This is a genomic window from uncultured Helicobacter sp., from assembly GCF_937893305.1.
GTDB lineage: Bacteria > Campylobacterota > Campylobacteria > Campylobacterales > Helicobacteraceae > Helicobacter_D.
Window position 1 is genome coordinate 109,850 of sequence record NZ_CALBGN010000020.1, and the last position, 19,758, is coordinate 129,607.

The following is a 19,758-nucleotide window of genomic DNA, read 5'->3' on the forward strand; positions in this document are numbered from 1 at the left end:
AACAATGCAAACACTAACACGCACGACAAAAGAAACACAAATCACCGCTTCTTTAGAAGTCTATGGGAATGGTAATGGAGAAATTCAAAGTGGAATCGGATTTTTCAACCATATGTTAGAATCTTTTTGCAAGCACGCAAATTGGAATCTTAATCTTAGTTGCAAAGGAGATTTGGAAGTTGATTTTCATCACAGCGTAGAAGATTGTGGAATCGTCATTGGCACATTACTCAAACAAGCACTTTTTCCAATTTGTCAAGTGGAAAGATTTGGAAATGCTAGTGTTGTGATGGACGAAGCTTGCGTGGAATGTGATTTAGACTTAAGCAATCGCCCTTTTTTAATTTATGAAGTCCCTATTAGTGGAAAAGTTGGAGAATTTGACTGCGAATTAGTTGAAGAGTTTTTTCGTGCTGTTGTGCAAAATGCTGGAATCTCTGCACATATTATTGCAAAAAGAGGCAAGAATCAACACCATTTAATTGAATCTTCTTTTAAAGCCTTTGCTGTTGCATTGCGTAGAGCTTGCACCAGAAACAATGCACTTGGAATCCCTAGCACAAAGGGTGTGCTATGATTAAACTTATCGTTTTAGATGTTGATGGCACTTTAAGCGATGGAAGTATTATTTATAGTGATATAGGATCAGAAATTAAAGCTTTTAATGTTAAAGATGGCTTAGGAATTGCTGCTTGGATTAGGCTTGGAAGGGAAGTTGCAATAATTACTGGGAGAGAATCTAAACTTGTAGAAAATCGTGCAAAAGAACTAAAAATCACCTACATTAAACAAGGAATCAAAGACAAAGCACAAGCTTTAAAAGAGATTGTAGCGCAAACAAAAATTTCTCTTAATGAAGTTGCAATTATTGGTGATGATTTAAATGATTTAAGTATGCTTAAACTTGTTAAGCACTCTTATGCACCAAAAGATGCAGCGAAACTTGTTAAGCAAAATGTGCGTAAAGTCTTAAAACAAAAAGGCGGCAAAGGTGCTGTGCGTGCAATGATTGACAACATTATTAAAAAAGAAAATTTAGAGGCAAAACTCTATGAACTCTTTGTTTAATCCCTTAAAAACCTTCCAAAGTGCACAACTTGTAACTTTCTTTTTTATATTTTTATGTGGGTTTAGTATTGTTATGGTTTTGTTTTTAAGCATAAAGCACGCACGCATTACGCAAGCACAGCAAAATATTTCGCGCTTTGAAGTGTTTAACTTTGCATATTTTAAAATCACAGAAAATGGCGTAAATACTATAGCCAAAGGCAAAAAAGCAAAGGAAAACACAAACAAAGAAAGCGAGTTAGAATCTTTGGAAGTAAAAAATCTCAACAATAAAACTCCTGAACTCTTGCAAGCTGACTTAGCACTTTATAACAATAAAGATATTTTTTTTTCACAAGGCGTTACCTATAAGCGTGATGCAACAAAAGTTTGGAGTGAGCAAGCGCGCTATTCTCCAGAATCTAAAAGCTTAGAAGGAGTTGGAGAGTTTATAATCTTAGATAAAAACTCCAAAATCCGCGGACGCAATCTTATCTATAAAAACGAAAAAATCCATGCAACAAATATTTATGGAATCTTAAAGGAAAATCCATGAAATTCTTAGTTGGAATCCTATTTTTAGGGCTTTTTGCGTTTGCAAATGAAATTGAAGTGAGTGCGCAAGAATTTATCGGCGATGAGAAAAAAAAGCTTACTCATTTAAAAGGAAATGTAGAAATCAAACGCGCAAAAGATCGTTTAGTTGCTAAAGAAGCCTTTGTATTTTTAGATTCCAACAATCGCCCTAACAAAATGCAAGCCATTGGTAATGTGCGTTTTTGGCTAGAATTAAAAGATGGACGTAAGATTGAAGGAGAATCTAATGAAGCATTGTATTTTCCAAGCACGCAAGAATATCAAATTTTAGGCAATGCAATCGTAAAGGAAATAGACAAAAACAATGTTGTTAGAGGCGATAAAATTATAGTCCGATACAAAGAAGGCTATATTAATGTTGTTGGCAATGGAAAAAAGCCTGCACGATTAATCTTTAAGTTAGATAAAGACAAATGATGCAAAACTTTAGCCTAATTCGTGCAAATTTTCTAACCTCAGCGCAAAATCTCTCACAATGTCCCCCACCTATACTTTCAGAAGTTGCATTTCTAGGACGTAGCAATGTAGGGAAAAGCACACTAATTAATCTCTTATGCAACCAAAAAAATCTAGCAAAAAGCTCATCAACTCCGGGCAAAACACAGCTAATTAACTTTTTTTTGACGCAATGGAAAACAAACACTCTACAAGATTCTACAGAAGATTCCACACAGCAAGAAGTCTTAAAACTCATTTTTGTAGATTTGCCCGGATTTGGCTATGCAAAAGTTGCTAAAAGTCAAAAGGAGCTATGGAATCGCAATTTAGTGGAGTTTTTACGCAAAAGAGATTGCATTAGATTGTTTGTGCATTTAATAGACAGCAGACATCCTAATTTAGAAATTGATGCAAATCTTGTGGCATTTGTTGCGCAGTTTTTAAGAGGAGATCAACGCTTTGTGCAAGTTTTTACAAAATTTGACAAACTCAATGTAAGTGAACAAAACAAACTCAAAGCTGCCTTTCCAAACGCCCTATTTTCAAGCTCTTTAAAAAAACAAAATACCCCTAAAATTGCAAATTTTATTGTAGCAAACACATTAGGATATGCCCTATGATTATTACACAACCTGTATTAAATGATATTCCAACAATGCGTGAAATTGTGCGTCCTGAAGTAGAAAGAGGTGTGATTTTAGAAAGAAGTGCTGAAGTTATGGCAAATATGATTCGCTCTTATCGCGTTGCTTGGGAAGAACAAGAAATTTTAGATTCCAACCCTAGCAAACTTTTCTTAGAAAACAAGTCTTTAAGTGCACTAAAAAACCCTGTAATGTTAGGATTTTGCGCATTACATTTACATTCTATTACGCTTGCAGAGATTAGAAGCTTAATTGTTATTCCTAAAGCACAGCGATTAGGAGTTGCCACAGCAATGATTTTAGATTGTCAAAAGGAGGGCAAAGAACTTGGGATTAAAGAAATTTTAGTGTTAACTTATAAGCGTGCGCTTTTTGAAAAACTTGATTTTATAGAAATTAGTAAAGATAAGATTCCTAATCAAAAAATTTGGGCGGATTGTATTTTATGCAAACATTTTCCACTATGCGAAGAAATAGCACTAATCAAACAAATCTAAGAATTATTTTCTTAGTTGTTTTTTTTGTGATTTATGTTGCAATCACTGATATTTATTATTTTTTACCACCACTCTTTGGAATTGCTTATGTGATTGCGCAAGAAAAATACGAAGAACAATCTTTTGGAATCTTTTATTTTTTTGTGCCATTTTTTATTTATTTTGAAGCAAACAAGGGATTGCCACTTCTTAGCACGCTTCTTTTCATTTTCTTTTCTTTTAAAATTCTACTACCGAAATTCCGTAAATTCTTTGGATATAACAAAATTTTTATTCCACTTTTTATTTTTTATGCGTATTTTGGATATTTTTCCTTTCTCTATTTTTTTGGGTGGCTCTTTGATGAACAAGTTCCACAATTCTCCACGCTTTTAGCGCTTTATGCAGGGATTGAAGTGTTGTTAGTTTGGATATTTTTATGGATTTTATAGATGAATGCACGCATTACTTTAATCTTTAGCGCTTTTGTGTTGTTTTGGCTATTGTTGCTTGTTAGAATTTTTGATATTAGCATTTTAGATCATAAAGATTTTGAAGAACAAGCAAGCAAAAATATGCTTCGCCAAGAACCTATTGTACCAATTCGCGGACAAATCCTAGATCGTAATGGATTTCCACTTGCTACAAACACTATAAATTTTAGTATTTCTTTGCCACCACGCCTTTCTTTGCGTGCAAACCTACCGACCTTAGAGAAAGAAATTCAAAAACTTTTAGTTTTTTTCCCAGAATATTCCAAAGAAGAATTAATAAAAAGATACCGACAAAAAGATTCACCTTATAATCACGATTTTATCTCCGTAATTGATTCTATTGATCACAATGAGATTTTAAAGCATTATCCTAAACTTAGTCAAATCAATTCAATACGCATAACCCCAATATCACGCCGCTTTTATCCAAATACTACCACAGCTTCTCATGTTATCGGCTATGTCAATCGTGCAAACCAAAAAGATATAGAAAAACAGCCTATCTCCAAATATACGGGAATCATTGGAAAAGAAGGACTAGAAAGACAATATGATACCTTTTTGCAAGGCGAGTTAGGAGAAAGAGTCGTCAAAGTTACTGCACTTAATGAAGAAGTGGGTGTTGTTTCTTATAAAGAAGCTATTGAAAATCGCAATCTTACAACAACTCTTGATATAAAACTTCAAAATGCAATGGATTCTATCTTTAGCGGCAAAAATGGGGCGGCAATTATTATGGATGCACATAATGGAGAAATTTTAGCTGCTGGAAGTTACCCAGAATATGATTTAAATCATTTTGTAGGTGGAATTTCCTTTGAGAATTGGAATGCTTTGCGTGATAATCCTTATAAGCCATTAATTAACAAATTCATTAATGGCTTATATCCGCCCGGCTCCGTAATTAAAATGGGAATGGGTTTAGCGCTTTTAGAATATACTAATATTAATGAAAACACGGAAATCAAAACACCTCCTTTTGTTGAGCTAGGTGGGAGAAAATTTCGCGATTGGAAAAAAGAAGGACACGGAAGTGCAGATTTATATAAAGCCCTAAAACGCAGCGTTGATGTGTATTTTTATCTCCTATCTCAACGCACAGATTTTGAAAATATTGCTGATGTGCTAAAAAAAATGGGGTTAGGAGTAAAAACAGGAGTAGATTTACCTAATGAATTTGTAGGAATTGTGCCAAGCCCAATTTTAAAGAAAAAACGCTATAAACAAGATTGGTATGTAGGAGATAGCATTGTTAGCTCTATTGGTCAAGGTTTATTTTTAACCACCCCTTTACAAATTGCAAATTATACTGCTCTAATTGCAAGTGGCAAGTTACCTATTCCACATTTTGTAAAAGACCAAAATCTAAAAGAACCAAAAGATGTGCTAAATGCTTTTGAAAAAAGCAAGCTTCAAGTTTTACGCGAAGGAATGCGTCAAGTTTGTTCTGAAATTGGAGGCACAGCATTTTATGCAACAAGAGAATCTAAGGCATATTTAGCCTGTAAAACCGGAACTGCACAAGTTGTTGGAATCTCACAAGAAGATAAAGCAAGAATCAAAGAAGCAGATATGGATTATTTTCATCGCTCTCAAGCGTGGATTACAGGATTTTTGCCTGCAAATAATCCCCGCTATGTTATTACAGTAATGGTAGAACACGGAGGAAGTGGAAGTGGAACAGGTGGTCCAGTGCTCGCAAAACTTTCTAATGCACTTGTAGATTTAGGCTATGTTGCACCTTATAAAAAAATTTCTAAAACTCTCAATCAAAATGATGTAAGCTTTGAGCTAGAAGCAGAATAATTAAACCTTAAAGGATGGCAAATGCAACAAGCACTAAATACGACAATCCAAGTACTAGGACAGCCCCTAAAGGATAAAAAAATCGCTCTTGGCGTATGTGGGAGCGTGGCAATTTATAAAAGTTTAGAATTAATTAGAATCCTACAAAAACTAGGAGCAAGCGTGCGCGTAGTGATGAGTAAGGGTGCTCAAGATTTTATTCAACCCTTACTCTTTGAAGCCATTTCTCATTATAGAGTGCTAACACAAAATACACAAAGCTGGGGAGAGACTCCACACAATCACATTACTCTTGCTGCTTGGGCAGATTTATTTTTAATCGCCCCTTGTAGCGCAAATACGCTTAATAAAATCGCTTATGGGATTGCAGATAATGTGCTATTAGAGAGTTTTTTAGCTTTTGATAAACTCAAATGTATTGCCCCAGCAGCAAATACAAAAATGCTAGAAAACAAAGCAACTATGGAGTCTTTAGAGATTTTACAACAAAGAGAAATTACACTCATTGCACCACAATGCAAAGAATTAGCTTGTCAAACAATCGGTAATGGCGCGTTAGCGGAACCATTAGAGATTGCTTATCAAACTATACGCGCTTTTTATAAAAATTCTTTTTGGGAAGAAGCGTGTGTGTGCGTAAGTGGTGGTGGCAGCAAAGAAAGCATTGATGCTGTGCGCTATCTTTCTAATGCGTCAAGTGGCAAAATGGGGGCGTGCATTGCTCTTGCAGGATATTTTTTAGGCGCAAAAGTAGAGTTTATAAGCTCACAATTTCCCTTTATTCTGCCTTTAGAAATTCAGACACAAAAAGTCCAATCCACACAAGATTATCTCCAAGCAATCAAACAATGGCAAAAGCTAGAACCAAAAATGCAGAGTTTTTTGTTTATGAGTGCCGCAATTAGCGATTATATCCCAAAAAACAAAGTAAAAGAAAAACTAAAAAAGCAAGAAATCGGAGCAAAATGGGATCTTCAACTTATAGAAAATCAAGATATTTTAGCCACACTTTCTAAAACGCAAAAAACAATCGGCTTTAAATTAGAATCCAAAGATGGAATCCAAAATGCTAAAATTGCCCTAACAAAGAAAGGCTTAGACGCCATTTGTTTAAACACAATCACACAAAACCACAATCCCTTAGACGCAAATAACAATCAACTTTTATGGATTAGTGATGCATTTGTCAAAGATTTAGGATTCTGTGATAAACTAAGCCTAGCATTTAAAATCTTAGAACAGGCACAACATTTATGATTAAACAACTGCACCAATTAGCACAAGTGCAAAACACACTCCAAAACTCTTCTAAAACTACGCAGTTTAATGCTACATTGCCCATTAAGCTTGAAGTAATGGAAAAGCTACAAGGCATTCGCTATATGCTAAAAGTTGGCAATACAGCAATGGAAACAAAAAGCCTAAAAGAACTTCAAATCGGTGGTAAATACTGGGCAATGATGGGGCGTGGAAGCACAGGTTCTATTACGCTTTCAAATCTCATTAAACAACCAAATTTACTAAAAGACTCCAATATCCCATTAAAACTTAATGAAAAAACTCTAGAACAATTTTTACAAAATAGCGAAAATCCCTTTGATGTAATGAAAGGCTTTTTAACAGATCGTCTAGCAAATGCAGAATCCAAATGGGAATTTGCTTTTCTTAGCCATATGTTAATGTCCTTAAAACACAAGGTTTTAACTATCCCACTGCATTATGATGACTCCAGCAAAGATGGTTTTATGCAGCTTAGAAAAAAGCGCGTTAAAGAACAAGATTGCCTAGAATTTTATTCTGTATTTTCAAACCTAGGAGCAACTTGGGGCTTGCTGTGGAACTTTAAAGAAGGAGTGCGTTTGGATATTAGCGTAATGTATGAGAGCGTTGCAAATCTCTTGCGTAGAAACTTAGACTCTCTAGCCTTTATCAAAGAAACACATATCAATGTTGATAGTGAGATTGTCCCGCTTTATGAATTTAGCAACTCTTTATTGGATTTAGAGGGATAAATGCCAAAACATCTAGCAATGATTATGGACGGCAATGGAAGATGGGCGAAAAATCACTTACAAATGCGCACTTTCGGACATAAAATAGGTGCAGAAAAAATCCAAGAAATCACAGAATTTTGTGCAAAATATGGAATCTCTTTTTTAAGTCTTTATGCCTTCTCTACTGAAAATTGGAAGCGTCCAAAAACGGAAGTTAGCTTTCTTATGCGTTTGCTTGAAGAATATTTAGACTCAAAACTTTCTACCTATTTAAACAATAATATCATCTTTAAAGCCATCGGAGATTTAAGCATTTTTAGCACAAAACTCCAAGAAAAAATCCTTTTTTTAGAACACACCACACAAGAAAAATGCAATGGCTTAACACAAATCCTAGCCTTAAACTATGGCGCACAAGATGAATTACGCCGTGCATTTTTAAAACTCAAACAAGAACAAAACCCAAGTCTTCAAACCATCGAAAACGCACTTGATACTGCTGGGATTCCACCTGTTGATATGCTAGTGCGCACAGGTGGAGAAATGCGACTTTCTAATTTTTTATTATGGCAAAGTGCCTATGCAGAACTCTTTTTTACCAACACTTTATGGCCAGATTTTAGCCAAAAAGAATTAGAATCTATGTTAATAGAGTTTAAAACCCGCCACCGCCGCTTTGGTGGCTTATAATTTCTCATTAAATTTGTTGCTCCAATTTTAACCTTTGATCTTAAAAAAACCAGAATCTAAAAATCTCTATGATATTCGCCAAGATTCGCGCTATGATTTTGCTTAAAACTTCAATCTCTTAGGTGCTTTTTTAATTTTGCTTATGTTAAAATCTCAAAATTTTAACATAAGGTTTTAAGATGCTACGATTTGCACCAAGCCCAACAGGAGATATGCACACAGGTAATTTGCGTGCTGCCGTGTTTAATTATATTTTAGCAAAACAACGCAATGAAAAGTTTTTGCTCCGCATTGAAGACACTGATACCGCACGCAATATTGAAGGCAAGGATAAAGACATTATGTTTTTACTTAGTCTTTTTGGAATCACTTGGGACAATCTTGTGTATCAAAGCCATAATTTTGAACGCCATCGCCAACTTGCAGAATACTTAATTAAGCAAGGACACGCATTTTATTGCTATTGCACGAAAGAATTTTTAGACAATAAACGCGAAATTGCTAAAACAAATCATCAAGCTTTTCGTTATGATGACTCTTGGGCAGAACTTGAAAAGGACAAAAATCCACACCCCGTTGTGCGATTAAAAGCTCCAAAAGAGCAAATGCAATTTCACGATGAAATTAAAGGAGATATTGTTTTTGCACCTAATGAAATAGATAGCTTTATTATTCTAAAAGAAGATGGAATCCCAACTTATAATTTTGCTTGTGCAGTAGATGATATGCTCTATGATATTGATTTTATCGTGCGTGGAGAAGATCATGTAAGTAACACTCCTAAACAAATGCTAATCCACCATTATTTAAACTATGAAAAATCTATTAAGTTTGCGCATTTGCCCATAATTCTTAATGAAGAAGGAAAAAAAATGAGCAAAAGAGATAACGCCTCTAGTGTGCAATGGCTCTTAGATTGTGGTTTTTTGCCACAAGCAATTGTGAATTATCTTGTGCTGATGGGAAATAAAACGCCTTGTGAAGTCTTTACTCTAAAGGATACTTTTGCGTGGTTTGATATTACAAAAGTTGCAAAAGCTCCTGCGCGTTTTGATATCGATAAACTAAAATTTCTTAATCGCGAACATTTTAAGCAAATCAATGAACAGGATTTAGCAGTGCTTTTAGGCTATAAAGACTCTACAATTGGCGCATTAGCAAAGATCTATTTGCAAGAAGCAAGCACACTTAATGAAATCCGCGAAAAAGTGGATTATATCTTTATTAAAAAAGCTTTGCTTTTAGAGCAAAATATGGAATCTAAAAATAAAGAAACGCAAGAAATTTTAGAGTTTAAAGACGCAATTAAGATTTTACAGCAAACACTTCTCGCACTCTTACAAGAGCAAGATTTTAGTAAGATAGAATTTGATGTATTTAAAACACAAGCAATGCAAAAAAGCAAATTAAAAGGCAAATACTTCTTTAAGCCTTTGCGTTTTTTACTAACAGGACATACGCACGGACCAGAGCTAAGCGATCTTTTTCCATATCTACGCTTTTATTTACATGATATTTTAAGGAATTGAAATGATTTTAAACACTTTTATTGAAGCATTTGCTCAAATTTTAAGCCTAATAATTAATCTTTATATTTGGGTGATTATTATTGCCGCTCTTATCTCTTGGGTGCGTCCAGATCCTTATAACCCTATTGTTCAAATCTTAGCAAAACTAACTGAGCCTCTTTATGCAAAAATTCGGCGCATTATCCCAACGCTAATAGGTGGTGTAGATTTAACGCCTATTCTTGTGATTTTGGTTCTAAAATTCATTGATTTATTTGCAGTAAAATTACTTTTTCAATTAGCTCACAATCTTTAATGTAAGGACAAAAATGCGATTTTTTATTCTTCTTTTATGTGTGCTAAGTTTTGCCTTTGGAGAATCCAAGCAAATCCCAACTCTTAGTCAAGACATTACACTAGATTATCTAAAAAAACAACCCGCTGGAATCTCTAGGGATTTTTACATTTGGTTATTTTTACAACAAGATATTAATCCCAAAGAAGCAAAAGAAGCCTATAATCTCGCTATACGCAAAAATGCAAAGCTTTTTGGACTCTATTTTAAAAAAGGTGATAATAAAACACTTTCGCGTAAAACGATTTGCCAAAGAATGCCCTTAGATAAACTTTTAAAGGAAGATGCAAAATGTATCGCCCTTGCCTTAACAACAAAAAAGGCTGAATCCCTAGATAAAGCAACGCTTAGAAAAATTTCAAACAGCGTAAAACCACATGACGCAAAACTCTCCAAAGATTTACAAATTCTAGCCTCAAAAGATCCCTTTAAAACCCTAATCACACAAGATGCTAAAACTTTTGGTAATTTTTATTTTGCTATTTCTCAAGAATACCGCAATTATTTAAATTTTAAAATTCCACAAGAAATAATCATCAAACTCATTAATGAACGCAATGGAAATTTTTTACGTGCCCTTAGACATATAATTCTTTCGCCAAATCTTAAGAACTTTAATGCTTCACTAACCGCAATCAAACCTCAAAATATTATTAACGCCCTTGATGCAGAAACCGCCTTTTATCTAGGTTTAAACGCAATGAATTCCGGAAAAAAAGATCAAGCACTTGTCTATTTTTTGCACTCTCAAAAACTCTCAAAATATTCTTTCAATAAAAATCGTGCAGCTTTTTGGGCATTTTTAGCAAGCAATGATGCATTGTATTTGCAAGAAATCTCACAATCAAAATCTGTAGATATTTACACTCTAGCAAGCCTTGAAATGCTTCAAAAAAATCCAAATTACAGCATCATTTATAAGATTCCAACACAAACGAAAAATGCAGAATGGAACTTTAAAAATCCTTTTGAATGGGAGAAAATTCGCGATTCTTTTAAAAATCTAAAAAACTCCAATCAAGATTTCGCAAAAAAACTCCTACTCAAAACAAATAGCGCAGAAACAGAAGCGCATTATGTTTGGCTCTCACGCGATTTTAACAAAGAATATTTCTTAATGCCTTATAAAGAAGTTTTTTCTAATTATGATAGCGATAAACAAGCACTTCTCTACGCTCTTGCTAGACAAGAAAGTCTTTTTATCCCAACAGCAATTTCCACTTCCTATGCGCTAGGACTTATGCAACTTATGCCCTTTAATGTCAAAGCCATCGCCAAAGAATTAAAACAAGAACAAGAAGTAAGCTATTTAGATATGTTTAACCCAGCTATAAATGTGCCTTATGCAGAATATTTCACGCGCCCTTTAATCAAAGAATTTAACCACCCTTTATTTATCGCCTATGCCTACAATGGCGGACCGGGCTTCACACGCCGCTTGCTAGCTAAAAACTATCTCTTCAAAAAAAGTAATCCTTTAGATCCTTGGTATAGTATGGAAATGATCCCCTATGAAGAATCGCGTATTTATGGAAAAAAAGTGCTTGCAAACTATGTGATTTATCAAAGAAAACTAGGCAAAGAAACCAATCTATTAGATCTCTTACACGACACTCTTGTGTATTAATCATTTACCATTGAAGTTAAGAATCGCCGAACCCCAAGTTAAACCTCCACCAAAAGCATCCAAAAGGAGTCTAGAGCCGTTTTGGATTCTCCCTTCTTCGTATAACTCATTGATTGCCATAGGGATTGAAGCAGCAGAAGTATTTCCATACTTTCGCACAGTTAAAGCAATCTTTTCTTGTGGAAATTTTAATGCATCACCTACTGCAGAAATAATGCGCAAATTTGCTTGATGAGGAACAAAAAAATCAATGGAATCTTTGCTTATATTGTTTTTTTCTAAAATTTCTATGACATCTTGCGTGAGAGTTTTTACTGCAAGTTTAAAAGTTTCATTGCCTTTCATTTTGATAAATTGCAATCTCTCTTGTAAAACCATATCATTTACAGGATTTCTACTCCCACAACCTGGAGTCATTAAAAAATCTTGATATTGTCCGTTAGAGGCACAATTCACATCTAAAATGCTTAAATCCTTATCTTCTGTTTGGCTAATCACAGCCGCCCCCGCTCCATCTCCAAAAAGCACACAAGTGCTTCTATCTTGCATATCAATAATGCTTGAGAGCTTTTCTGCTCCAATAATTAAAATGTTTTTATGTGTTTTTGACTCAATCAAAGACTTTGCCAACAAAAGTAGATAAATAAACCCACTACAAGCTGCTGCAATATCAAATGCAGGCCTACCCACAATCCCCAAATTATGCGCTACCACACAAGCAGTTGAAGGCATACAAAAATAATCTGGAGAAATCGTTGCAACAATGACTGCATCTATCTCATTAGGCGTTAAATTCGCACGCGCAATCGCTAGCTTTGCTGCCTCTGTCGCAAGATCACTTGTAGCTTCTTTAATATCAGCAAATCTACGCTCTTCAATTCCAGTGCGTTTAGTTATCCACTCATCACTAGTTTCTACAATTTTAGAAAGATCATCATTTGTAATGACGCGCTTTGGAATATAAGCACCAATGGAGCTTAAACTCGCATATATAGGCTTCTCCACTGGCTACTCCTTTAATTCTTAAATGTTTCTAATGCAATCTCAATATTATGATTCACATCATTTTCATAAGCCAAAATCGCTTGAAAAACAGCATTTTTCATTGCTTTCGCATTGCTTTTTCCATGGCAAATAATCACATTTCCATTAACACCCAAAAGTGGCGCGCCACCATATTCAGCATAATCAATTTGTTTTTTTAGTTTCTTAAACACATTTTTCATAAACAATGCTCCAAAAATTCCAATAGGAGAAGCCTTGATATGTTTTTTAAGTAAAAAAGAAATCGAGTTTGCAACACCTTCGCTTGCCTTTAACACGGCATTTCCAACAAAACCATCACACACAACAACTTCCACATTACTATCAAAAATATTGTTTCCTTCGACATTGCCTATAAAGTTTGGATGTTTCTTAAGAAGATCAAAGGCTACTTTTGTCATTTCATTGCCTTTGCATTCTTCTTCTCCGTTTGCAAGCAAACCAATACGCACCTTAGGATAATTCAAAATCGCTCTTGCATATTCATAGCCCATAATTCCAAACTCAAATAAGTTTTCTGGCTTACAATCTACATTAGCCCCAGCATCCAAAACCAAGCTTTTATTGCCATCAATGCGTGGCATTAGTGTGCAAATTGCTGGACGCAAAACATTATTCAATCGTCCAATTTTTAGTGTAGCCAAACTCATTGTAGCCCCACTATGCCCAGCTGAAACAACAGCATCTACGGATTTATTTTTCAACATTTCCATTGCAATATAAATAGAGCTTTCCTTGCGTTTTAAAGCAGAAGTTGCACCATCTTCCATTGCAATAAAATCATTACAATGGACAATTTCTACTTTGCTTTTTAAATCCGCAGGAATCAAGGGCTTAATAACTTGCTCATCACCCACAAGCACGAGCGTAAAATTACGCTCTTTAAGAGCTTGTAGCGAGCCTTGCACAAGCGGCGCAGATCCAAAATCTCCGCCCATTGCGTCTATGGCAATTTTCATTATCACACCCTAACTAGTTGCTTTTATAATTTCCAGTAAATTTATTTACGCGATGTGGCATTTTCCAAGTGCCATCTTTATCTTTTACGGGAACTGCCAATGTTAATTTGTAATGCGTTCTTCTTTTTGCTGCTCTTGTTTTACTTACGCGTCTTTTTGGTACTGCCATTTGTTACTCCTTAAAAATTTAATCATTTTTTGTATGATAATCACAACGAATTATCTCTAATTCACCATTTAAAATTTCACTCAAATCAATCTTACCATTTTCACACTCAATAATATCCTCAAAATGCTCATTATCCAAATTGACAATACCATCACTTAGATAAAACTCTAAAGACTCATTAAGTGCTTTTTCATACTCTTCTCCGCTCATATCACAGATTAAAGTAATATTCCCTTTTAGGATTCCATTAAGTTTTAGCAAATTAAAATGGCTCTTATCATAAAAAAGTATGCCCTCTAATCGTGCCTTTTTATCATCACTTTGAACTAAAAACGGAATCTTTTCTCCATTTTTGCAAGTTTGGAACGCCTTTTGAAAAGCTAACTGCATTAACTAGCAAATTTCTCTTGTTGAAAAGAAAAATGCAACCTCTCTTTGTGCGTTCTCTAAGCTATCACTTCCATGCACCGCATTTGCATCAATGCTATCAGCGAAGTCCGCACGAATTGTTCCAACTGCTGCTTCTTTTGGATTTGTAGCTCCCATCAATTCACGATTTTTTGCTACCGCATTAAGCCCCTCAAGAACCATTACAACAACAGGTCCGCTTACCATAAAATCCACTAAATCATTAAAGAAAGGGCGTTCTTTATGCACAGCATAAAACTCCTTTGCATCATTTCTACTTAGTCTAATCTTTTTCATCGCTGCAATTCTTAAGCCATTACTCTCAAATCTATCAACAATTTTCCCAATCACATTTTTCTGTACTGCATCAGGCTTGATAATGGATAATGTTTGCTCCATCGTTACTCCTAAACCCATATCTTTGGGATTTTTTAAAATTTAAGGGCAGTATTATATTCTATTAAACCTACATTTTAGTTTAAAATCACATAATCCTAAAAATCTTTTGTTTTTTTAAAATCTACTTGGTGGCTTAATCCCTAAGATACGCAATTTACGATAAAATCTCTCCGCTCCAAATTTTGCCTTTTTATCCATATTGTAAGACAAAACTTGAAGATAATTTAAGATTTCTTTAGCCTCTACTCCACTTTTGGATTCTGCATTTTTTAGCATAAAATATGGAATCTTAATTTTCTTTTTTAAAAACGCACGCATTAACTTTGAATAAAATTCTCGATTTTCTCTAACACACAAACGCCCAAATACAAATGGTAAATGCTCTTTTTGTACCCAATTTTCTCCTAAATCCAAAAACGCAATCTTGCTACCTTTGTCTCTGCAATCTTGTTTTTGTCGCAAAACTTCCACTAATGCCCTATCCCCAATTAACACACGCCCTTTTAATCCCAATACTTTTAAAAGAGCATTTGAAGTTGCAGATTGATAATCCTCTCCTTGTTCTTTAGGCAAACAAATTACACTAACCACTCTCTTACGCGCTATAATTCCAACATTTATAGCTTGGAATCTTTCCTTTCTAGCCCTTAAAGCAGTGATAGAAGAAATAAATCCCGCATCAATGCGTCTAAACAAAAACTCTCTATTTAAACGCGCAGGATAGGATTTTTTTTTCTGATAAAAAAGTTGAAATTGTGAAGGTTTTGGATATGCCCGAACAAACACTTCAAAAGGCAAAAGATTAAGATAATCAATTTTTCCAAAACGCATCAAATCTCCTTAAAATTTGCATTATTTTAACATAACTTCAATCAAAAGCCTTAATTCTTAAATTTTATCTCGCATCATTATAAGGATTGTTTTAATAAATATAATATAAAATCCGCTTTTACATCATAGCAAGGGGAAAATTCTATGAATCCTATACTTGTAGAAACCATTAAAGAGCTACCTCCTCTACCGCAAACTGTTATAGAATTACGCAATTATGTAGATTCTAGTGGAGCAGATTTAGAAATCTCTAAAGTTGCGGCAATTTTATCAAAAGATCCCTTGATCGTAGGTGAGTTATTGCGCCTTGCAAATTCTCCATTTTATGGATTATCACGCCAAGTTTCAACAATCCAACAAGTTGTGTCTTTGCTAGGTGCTGGAACAATTAAAAATACCGTAATGGCAAATGCGGTTCGCTCAAGCTTTTCCATTAATGTTTCGCCTTATGGGTTAGACAATAATACTTTTTTAACAAATTGTTCCAAGGAGGTTGATTTTATTTCAGCGTGGCTAAGAGAAGAAGATAAAGCGCTTGCAAATGAGCTAATTCCTTGTGCAATGCTATTACGTTTGGGTATGATTTTGCTTTCTGATATGCTGATTAAATCTGGCAAAGATAAAGAATTTTTAGAGCAAAATAAAATCAATGATTTTCAAGATGTACATGATTTAGAAAACCAATATTGCGGTGTTGATAGTATTTCGTTTTTAGGATTCTTATTTAATTATTGGGAATTTGATGAACGCTTAATCCAAAGCATTGCATACATTCATAATCCTCATGCAGCTGCACAAGAAATCAAAAAGAATGCTTATGCGCTTGCTGTTACAAACTGCCTTTTTGAACCATATCATCCACTTAGCCAGTTTAACTCTAAAAAGTCTATTGCTCTTGTTAATGAAGCTATGGGGCAAGGTGTGAATTTTAATATGGCAAACTTCCTTGCTAAACTTCCAGAAGAAGCCAAAGAAAATCTCATTAAAGACGACAATTAAGATTCCATAATTGGAGTCTTTTTTATAAAACTTCCTTGATAATACACACATACGCAAAATGCTAAAAATGCTCCAAAGTAACCGACATATTCCACACTTAAATATTCTAAGATCAATCCACCAAAATACGCGCCACTTCCAATTCCAACATTATAAATTCCAGAAAATATTGACATTGCAATAGAAGTTCCAACAGGCACTAAATGCAACACTTTTGCTTGAAAAGCAAGTCCAAACATCACAATAGACAATCCCCAAAGCACACAAACTAAAACCACACCAAATGCGCTAAAACTTGAGAGTTTCAAACATAGCAATGCAACAAATACTCCAAAAATTGCAAATGTCAAAAAGGATTCCTTATGTTTATCGTGATATTTAGAAAACAAATACCCCCCAACAATTCCCATTGCTCCAAAGATTACAAGTGTTGCTGTAATATTGTTTTGACTAAAATGCGCATTTTGCGCCAAAAATGGCTCAATATAGCTATATGCAATAAAATGTGCAGTTACCAAACACATTGTGATCCCATAAACTCCTAAGAGTTTTGGAGTTTTTAAAAGTTGTGGTAAAGAACGCAGAGAAACTGCACCACTTGTTGGTAATTGTGGTAGCGTTTTTAAAAGCACCAAAAAAACTAAAAACGCCACGATTCCAATCATTAAAAAACTGATTCTCCAGCCAAAATATAGCCCAATTACACGCCCCAAAGGAAGTCCAGCAAGCAATGCTATACTAGTGCCTACAATCACAAAACTAATTGCTACACTCTCCTTTCCCTTTGGCGCAACACGCACTGCCATAGGTGTTGCAATCGACCAAAACAATGCGTGCGCACAAGCAACCCCTAATCTTGAAGCCATTAATACCCAATAGCTTTCAGCAAGAGCAGAAAAAATATGGCTTGCGATAAATAAACTCATTACAAACAATAAAAGACGTCTTAAATCAAAACGCGAACACATAAGCATTAAAGGCAAAGAAGCAAGAGCAACAACCCACGCATACACACTCATTAAAAACCCAGCTCTAGCCTCTGTGATTCCAAAATCTGTGGCAATAAGTGTTAAAAGTCCAATAGGAATAAATTCAGAAGTGTTAAAAATAAATGCTGCAAAAGCAATTGCAATAACCGCTTGCATTACCCTCCTTAAAAGCTTAAAATCAAGCGTAAATTATACTGAAAATCTTTTAAGAAACAAAAGAGAAAGAAGAATTTTAGAGTGATAAGACTCCTTAAAGGGAGTCTGTAAAATTATAGTTTATCAGCATTTTGTGCTAGATATTCTGCAACACCTTCTGTTGTTGCTTTCATGCCTTTATCACCTTTATTCCAACCAGCAGGACATACTTCTCCGTGCTCTTCAAAAAATGTTAAAGCATCACACATTCTTAACATTTCGTCCATATTTCTACCAAGTGGCAAATCGTTAATCACTGCGTGGCGAATGATTTGATTTTTGTCAATCAAAAATGAACCTCTAAGTGCAACAGACTCATCAAATAGCACATCATAATCTCTCGAAATTTGTTTATTTAAATCTGCAACCATAGGGAATTGCACATTTCCGATTCCACCTTGATTTACAGGAGTGTTTTTCCAAGCAAAATGCACAACATCAGAGTCAATAGACACACCAATTACATTAAATCCTTTTGCTTCAAAGTCTTTCACTCTATGATCCATTGCAATAATTTCTGATGGACAAACAAAAGTAAAATCCAAAGGCCAGAAAAACAAAACTGCACCATTTTTGCCAAGATTTTTTGAAAGTTCAAAATCTTTTACAATTTGATTATTTGCTAAAACAGCAGACGCTTTAAAATCAGGAGCTTTTTTTGTAACTAACATTGTTAAATCCTTAATGTAAAAATAATTTATTGATAAAAAATATCAATTGCGAAATTCTAACTAACATAATATAAATGCAAAATTAAAACTTTTAAGTTTTTTATGTTAGAATTGCAAATTATTTCAAAATACAAGGTGAATTTATGCAAAAAGAGTTTCTTTTTACTTCAGAATCCGTTACAGAAGGGCACCCCGATAAAATGGCTGACCAAATTAGTGATGCGATTTTAGACTATATTATTGAACACGACCCAAAGGCTAGAGTAGCTTGTGAAACCTTACTTTCTAATGGCTATTGCGTGATTGCTGGAGAGTTAAAAACACACGCTTATGCTCCTATGCAAGATATTGCAAGACGCGTTGTGCGTGAAATTGGCTATATTGACGCCAAATATGGCTTTGATTATAGAAGTGCTGGTGTTTTAAATGGAATCGGAGAGCAAAGCCCAGATATTAATCAAGGAGTTGATAGAGAAGATGGCGAGATAGGCGCAGGGGATCAAGGGCTTATGTTTGGCTATGCTTGCCGCGAAACTGATGTGCTAATGCCACTTCCTATTTATCTCTCTCACAGAATCACAGAAGGGCTAGCACGCGCTAGAAAGGACGGAACACTACCTTTCTTGCGCCCTGATGGTAAATCGCAAGTTACTATTAAATACGCAAATGGTAAGCCTGTTGGCATTGATACAATCGTTGTTTCTACACAGCACAGCCCTGAGACTTCACAAGATACGCTAAGAAATGCTGTAATTGAAGAAGTGGTTAAAAAAGTGCTGCCAAAAGAATTTGCAAACGATAATATTCGCTATTTTGTGAATCCCACAGGTAAGTTTGTTATCGGCGGACCACAAGGAGACGCAGGGCTTACAGGGCGTAAAATCATCGTAGATACTTATGGTGGAAGTTGCCCACACGGCGGGGGTGCATTTAGCGGAAAAGATCCTAGCAAAGTAGATAGAAGCGGTGCTTATGCAATGCGCTATGTGGCAAAAAACCTTGTTGCAAGCGGAATTTGCGATAAAGCTACTATTCAAATCGCTTATGCAATCGGTGTTGTAGAACCTGTCTCTATTCTTGTTAATACGCACGGAACAGGCAAAGTGGAAGACTCTAAAATTGAAGAATGTGTCAAAAAGATTTTTCGTTTAACACCGCGTGGAATCATTGAGTCTTTAGACTTATTGCGTCCGATTTATCAAAAAACAGCAAGCTATGGACACTTTGGAAGAGAGTTGCCAGAATTCACTTGGGAAAAGACTGACAAAGTAGAAGCAATTAAAGACTACTTCAATTTATAATTTAAAGAGTATTTATTTAGGCTTTAAAGCCTAAATAAGCAACCTACCACCACCAAGCAAACTTCACAAACACACTATGAGAGTTTGCTTTGCTTGAGAGTGTAGAGATTCCATTAT

At 35.0% G+C, this 19,758-nt stretch carries 24 protein-coding genes; 16 read left to right on the plus strand and 8 right to left on the minus strand.

Annotated features, from left to right (window positions below; translation table 11 throughout):
- The first annotated feature begins 4 nt into the window (after positions 1-4).
- The 14 genes from hisB to Q0358_RS08155 all read left to right on the plus strand — a co-directional run bounded on the left by hisB (position 5) and on the right by Q0358_RS08155 (position 11,676).
- Positions 5-577: an imidazoleglycerol-phosphate dehydratase HisB gene (gene hisB / locus Q0358_RS08090; protein WP_299549963.1), complete on the plus strand. Its 573-nt coding sequence runs from the start codon at positions 5-7 to the stop codon at positions 575-577.
- Positions 574-1,068, plus strand: a complete 495-nt coding sequence (locus tag Q0358_RS08095) for an HAD-IIIA family hydrolase (RefSeq protein ID WP_299549966.1) — start codon at positions 574-576, stop codon at positions 1,066-1,068. The genes hisB and Q0358_RS08095 overlap by 4 nt, the downstream gene beginning before the upstream one ends.
- Positions 1,052-1,603 (plus strand): LPS export ABC transporter periplasmic protein LptC, encoded by a 552-nt coding sequence (gene lptC / locus Q0358_RS08100; RefSeq protein WP_299549969.1) that lies wholly within the window; start codon positions 1,052-1,054, stop codon positions 1,601-1,603. The genes Q0358_RS08095 and lptC overlap by 17 nt, the downstream gene beginning before the upstream one ends.
- Positions 1,600-2,061: a lipopolysaccharide transport periplasmic protein LptA gene (gene lptA / locus Q0358_RS08105; RefSeq protein ID WP_299549972.1), complete on the plus strand. Its 462-nt coding sequence runs from the start codon at positions 1,600-1,602 to the stop codon at positions 2,059-2,061. Before lptC ends, lptA begins: the two co-directional genes overlap by 4 nt.
- Positions 2,061-2,702, plus strand: coding sequence for a ribosome biogenesis GTP-binding protein YihA/YsxC (gene yihA, locus Q0358_RS08110; RefSeq protein WP_299549975.1), 642 nt, complete (start codon positions 2,061-2,063; stop codon positions 2,700-2,702). Before lptA ends, yihA begins: the two co-directional genes overlap by 1 nt.
- Positions 2,699-3,223, plus strand: a complete 525-nt coding sequence (locus tag Q0358_RS08115) for a GNAT family N-acetyltransferase (protein ID WP_299549978.1) — start codon at positions 2,699-2,701, stop codon at positions 3,221-3,223. Before yihA ends, Q0358_RS08115 begins: the two co-directional genes overlap by 4 nt.
- Positions 3,224-3,249: 26 nt before the next feature.
- Positions 3,250-3,654 (plus strand): hypothetical protein, encoded by a 405-nt coding sequence (locus Q0358_RS08120; protein ID WP_299549981.1) that lies wholly within the window; start codon positions 3,250-3,252, stop codon positions 3,652-3,654.
- Positions 3,655-5,502 carry a penicillin-binding protein 2 gene (gene mrdA / locus Q0358_RS08125; protein ID WP_299549984.1) on the plus strand — a complete coding sequence of 616 codons (1,848 nt, stop codon included), beginning with the start codon at positions 3,655-3,657 and terminating at the stop codon, positions 5,500-5,502.
- 21 nt (positions 5,503-5,523) lie between these two features.
- A complete protein-coding gene (gene coaBC, locus Q0358_RS08130) occupies positions 5,524-6,759 on the plus strand; it encodes a bifunctional phosphopantothenoylcysteine decarboxylase/phosphopantothenate--cysteine ligase CoaBC (RefSeq protein WP_299549987.1) in 1,236 nt (411 codons plus the stop codon).
- Entirely contained in the window at positions 6,756-7,514 is a 759-nt protein-coding gene (locus Q0358_RS08135) for a hypothetical protein (RefSeq protein WP_299549990.1), read from the plus strand. Before coaBC ends, Q0358_RS08135 begins: the two co-directional genes overlap by 4 nt.
- Positions 7,515-8,186, plus strand: coding sequence for a di-trans,poly-cis-decaprenylcistransferase (locus Q0358_RS08140; protein ID WP_299549997.1), 672 nt, complete (start codon positions 7,515-7,517; stop codon positions 8,184-8,186).
- A 179-nt stretch (positions 8,187-8,365) separates the two neighbouring features.
- Positions 8,366-9,715 (plus strand): glutamate--tRNA ligase, encoded by a 1,350-nt coding sequence (gene gltX / locus Q0358_RS08145; RefSeq protein WP_299549999.1) that lies wholly within the window; start codon positions 8,366-8,368, stop codon positions 9,713-9,715.
- A gap of 1 nt (position 9,716) precedes the next feature.
- Positions 9,717-10,010: a YggT family protein gene (locus tag Q0358_RS08150; RefSeq protein ID WP_299550013.1), complete on the plus strand. Its 294-nt coding sequence runs from the start codon at positions 9,717-9,719 to the stop codon at positions 10,008-10,010.
- 13 nt (positions 10,011-10,023) lie between these two features.
- The gene (locus Q0358_RS08155; protein WP_299550016.1) at positions 10,024-11,676 is read left to right on the plus strand and encodes a lytic transglycosylase domain-containing protein; all 1,653 of its coding nucleotides are present in this window, start codon (positions 10,024-10,026) and stop codon (positions 11,674-11,676) included.
- On the opposite strand, the gene Q0358_RS08160 is transcribed toward Q0358_RS08155, so the two are convergent.
- The 6 genes from Q0358_RS08160 to Q0358_RS08185 form a co-directional block, all read right to left on the minus strand.
- Complete coding sequence (locus tag Q0358_RS08160; RefSeq protein ID WP_299550019.1) at positions 11,677-12,681, minus strand: beta-ketoacyl-ACP synthase III; 1,005 nt, start codon at positions 12,679-12,681, stop codon at positions 11,677-11,679. It lies immediately after the preceding gene.
- 11 nt (positions 12,682-12,692) lie between these two features.
- Positions 12,693-13,679, minus strand: a complete 987-nt coding sequence (gene plsX / locus Q0358_RS08165; protein WP_299550022.1) for a phosphate acyltransferase PlsX — start codon at positions 13,677-13,679, stop codon at positions 12,693-12,695.
- Positions 13,680-13,692: 13 nt separating this feature from the next.
- Entirely contained in the window at positions 13,693-13,848 is a 156-nt protein-coding gene (gene rpmF / locus Q0358_RS08170) for a 50S ribosomal protein L32 (RefSeq protein ID WP_299550025.1), read from the minus strand.
- Between the two features lie 18 nt (positions 13,849-13,866).
- Positions 13,867-14,238 (minus strand): hypothetical protein, encoded by a 372-nt coding sequence (locus tag Q0358_RS08175; RefSeq protein ID WP_299550029.1) that lies wholly within the window; start codon positions 14,236-14,238, stop codon positions 13,867-13,869.
- Positions 14,239-14,241: 3 nt separating this feature from the next.
- On the minus strand, positions 14,242-14,655 hold the full coding sequence (ndk, locus tag Q0358_RS08180) for a nucleoside-diphosphate kinase (RefSeq protein WP_299550032.1): 414 nt from the start codon (positions 14,653-14,655) through the stop codon (positions 14,242-14,244).
- Between the two features lie 114 nt (positions 14,656-14,769).
- Positions 14,770-15,486, minus strand: coding sequence for an MqnA/MqnD/SBP family protein (locus Q0358_RS08185; RefSeq protein WP_299550034.1), 717 nt, complete (start codon positions 15,484-15,486; stop codon positions 14,770-14,772).
- A gap of 144 nt (positions 15,487-15,630) precedes the next feature.
- Between Q0358_RS08185 and Q0358_RS08190 the strand changes: the two genes are divergently transcribed.
- Positions 15,631-16,485 carry an HDOD domain-containing protein gene (locus tag Q0358_RS08190; protein WP_299550036.1) on the plus strand — a complete coding sequence of 285 codons (855 nt, stop codon included), beginning with the start codon at positions 15,631-15,633 and terminating at the stop codon, positions 16,483-16,485.
- Here Q0358_RS08190 and Q0358_RS08195 read toward each other — a convergent pair.
- The gene (locus tag Q0358_RS08195) at positions 16,482-17,630 is read right to left on the minus strand and encodes a sugar transporter (protein ID WP_299550038.1); all 1,149 of its coding nucleotides are present in this window, start codon (positions 17,628-17,630) and stop codon (positions 16,482-16,484) included. The two genes, Q0358_RS08190 and Q0358_RS08195, sit on opposite strands and share 4 nt — an antisense overlap.
- Positions 17,631-17,743: 113 nt before the next feature.
- Positions 17,744-18,340, minus strand: a complete 597-nt coding sequence (locus tag Q0358_RS08200) for a peroxiredoxin (protein ID WP_299550040.1) — start codon at positions 18,338-18,340, stop codon at positions 17,744-17,746.
- Between the two features lie 143 nt (positions 18,341-18,483).
- Here Q0358_RS08200 and metK point away from each other — a divergent pair, with 143 nt between their 5' ends.
- Positions 18,484-19,641: a methionine adenosyltransferase gene (gene metK, locus Q0358_RS08205; RefSeq protein WP_299550042.1), complete on the plus strand. Its 1,158-nt coding sequence runs from the start codon at positions 18,484-18,486 to the stop codon at positions 19,639-19,641.
- The last annotated feature ends 117 nt before the right edge of the window (positions 19,642-19,758 follow it).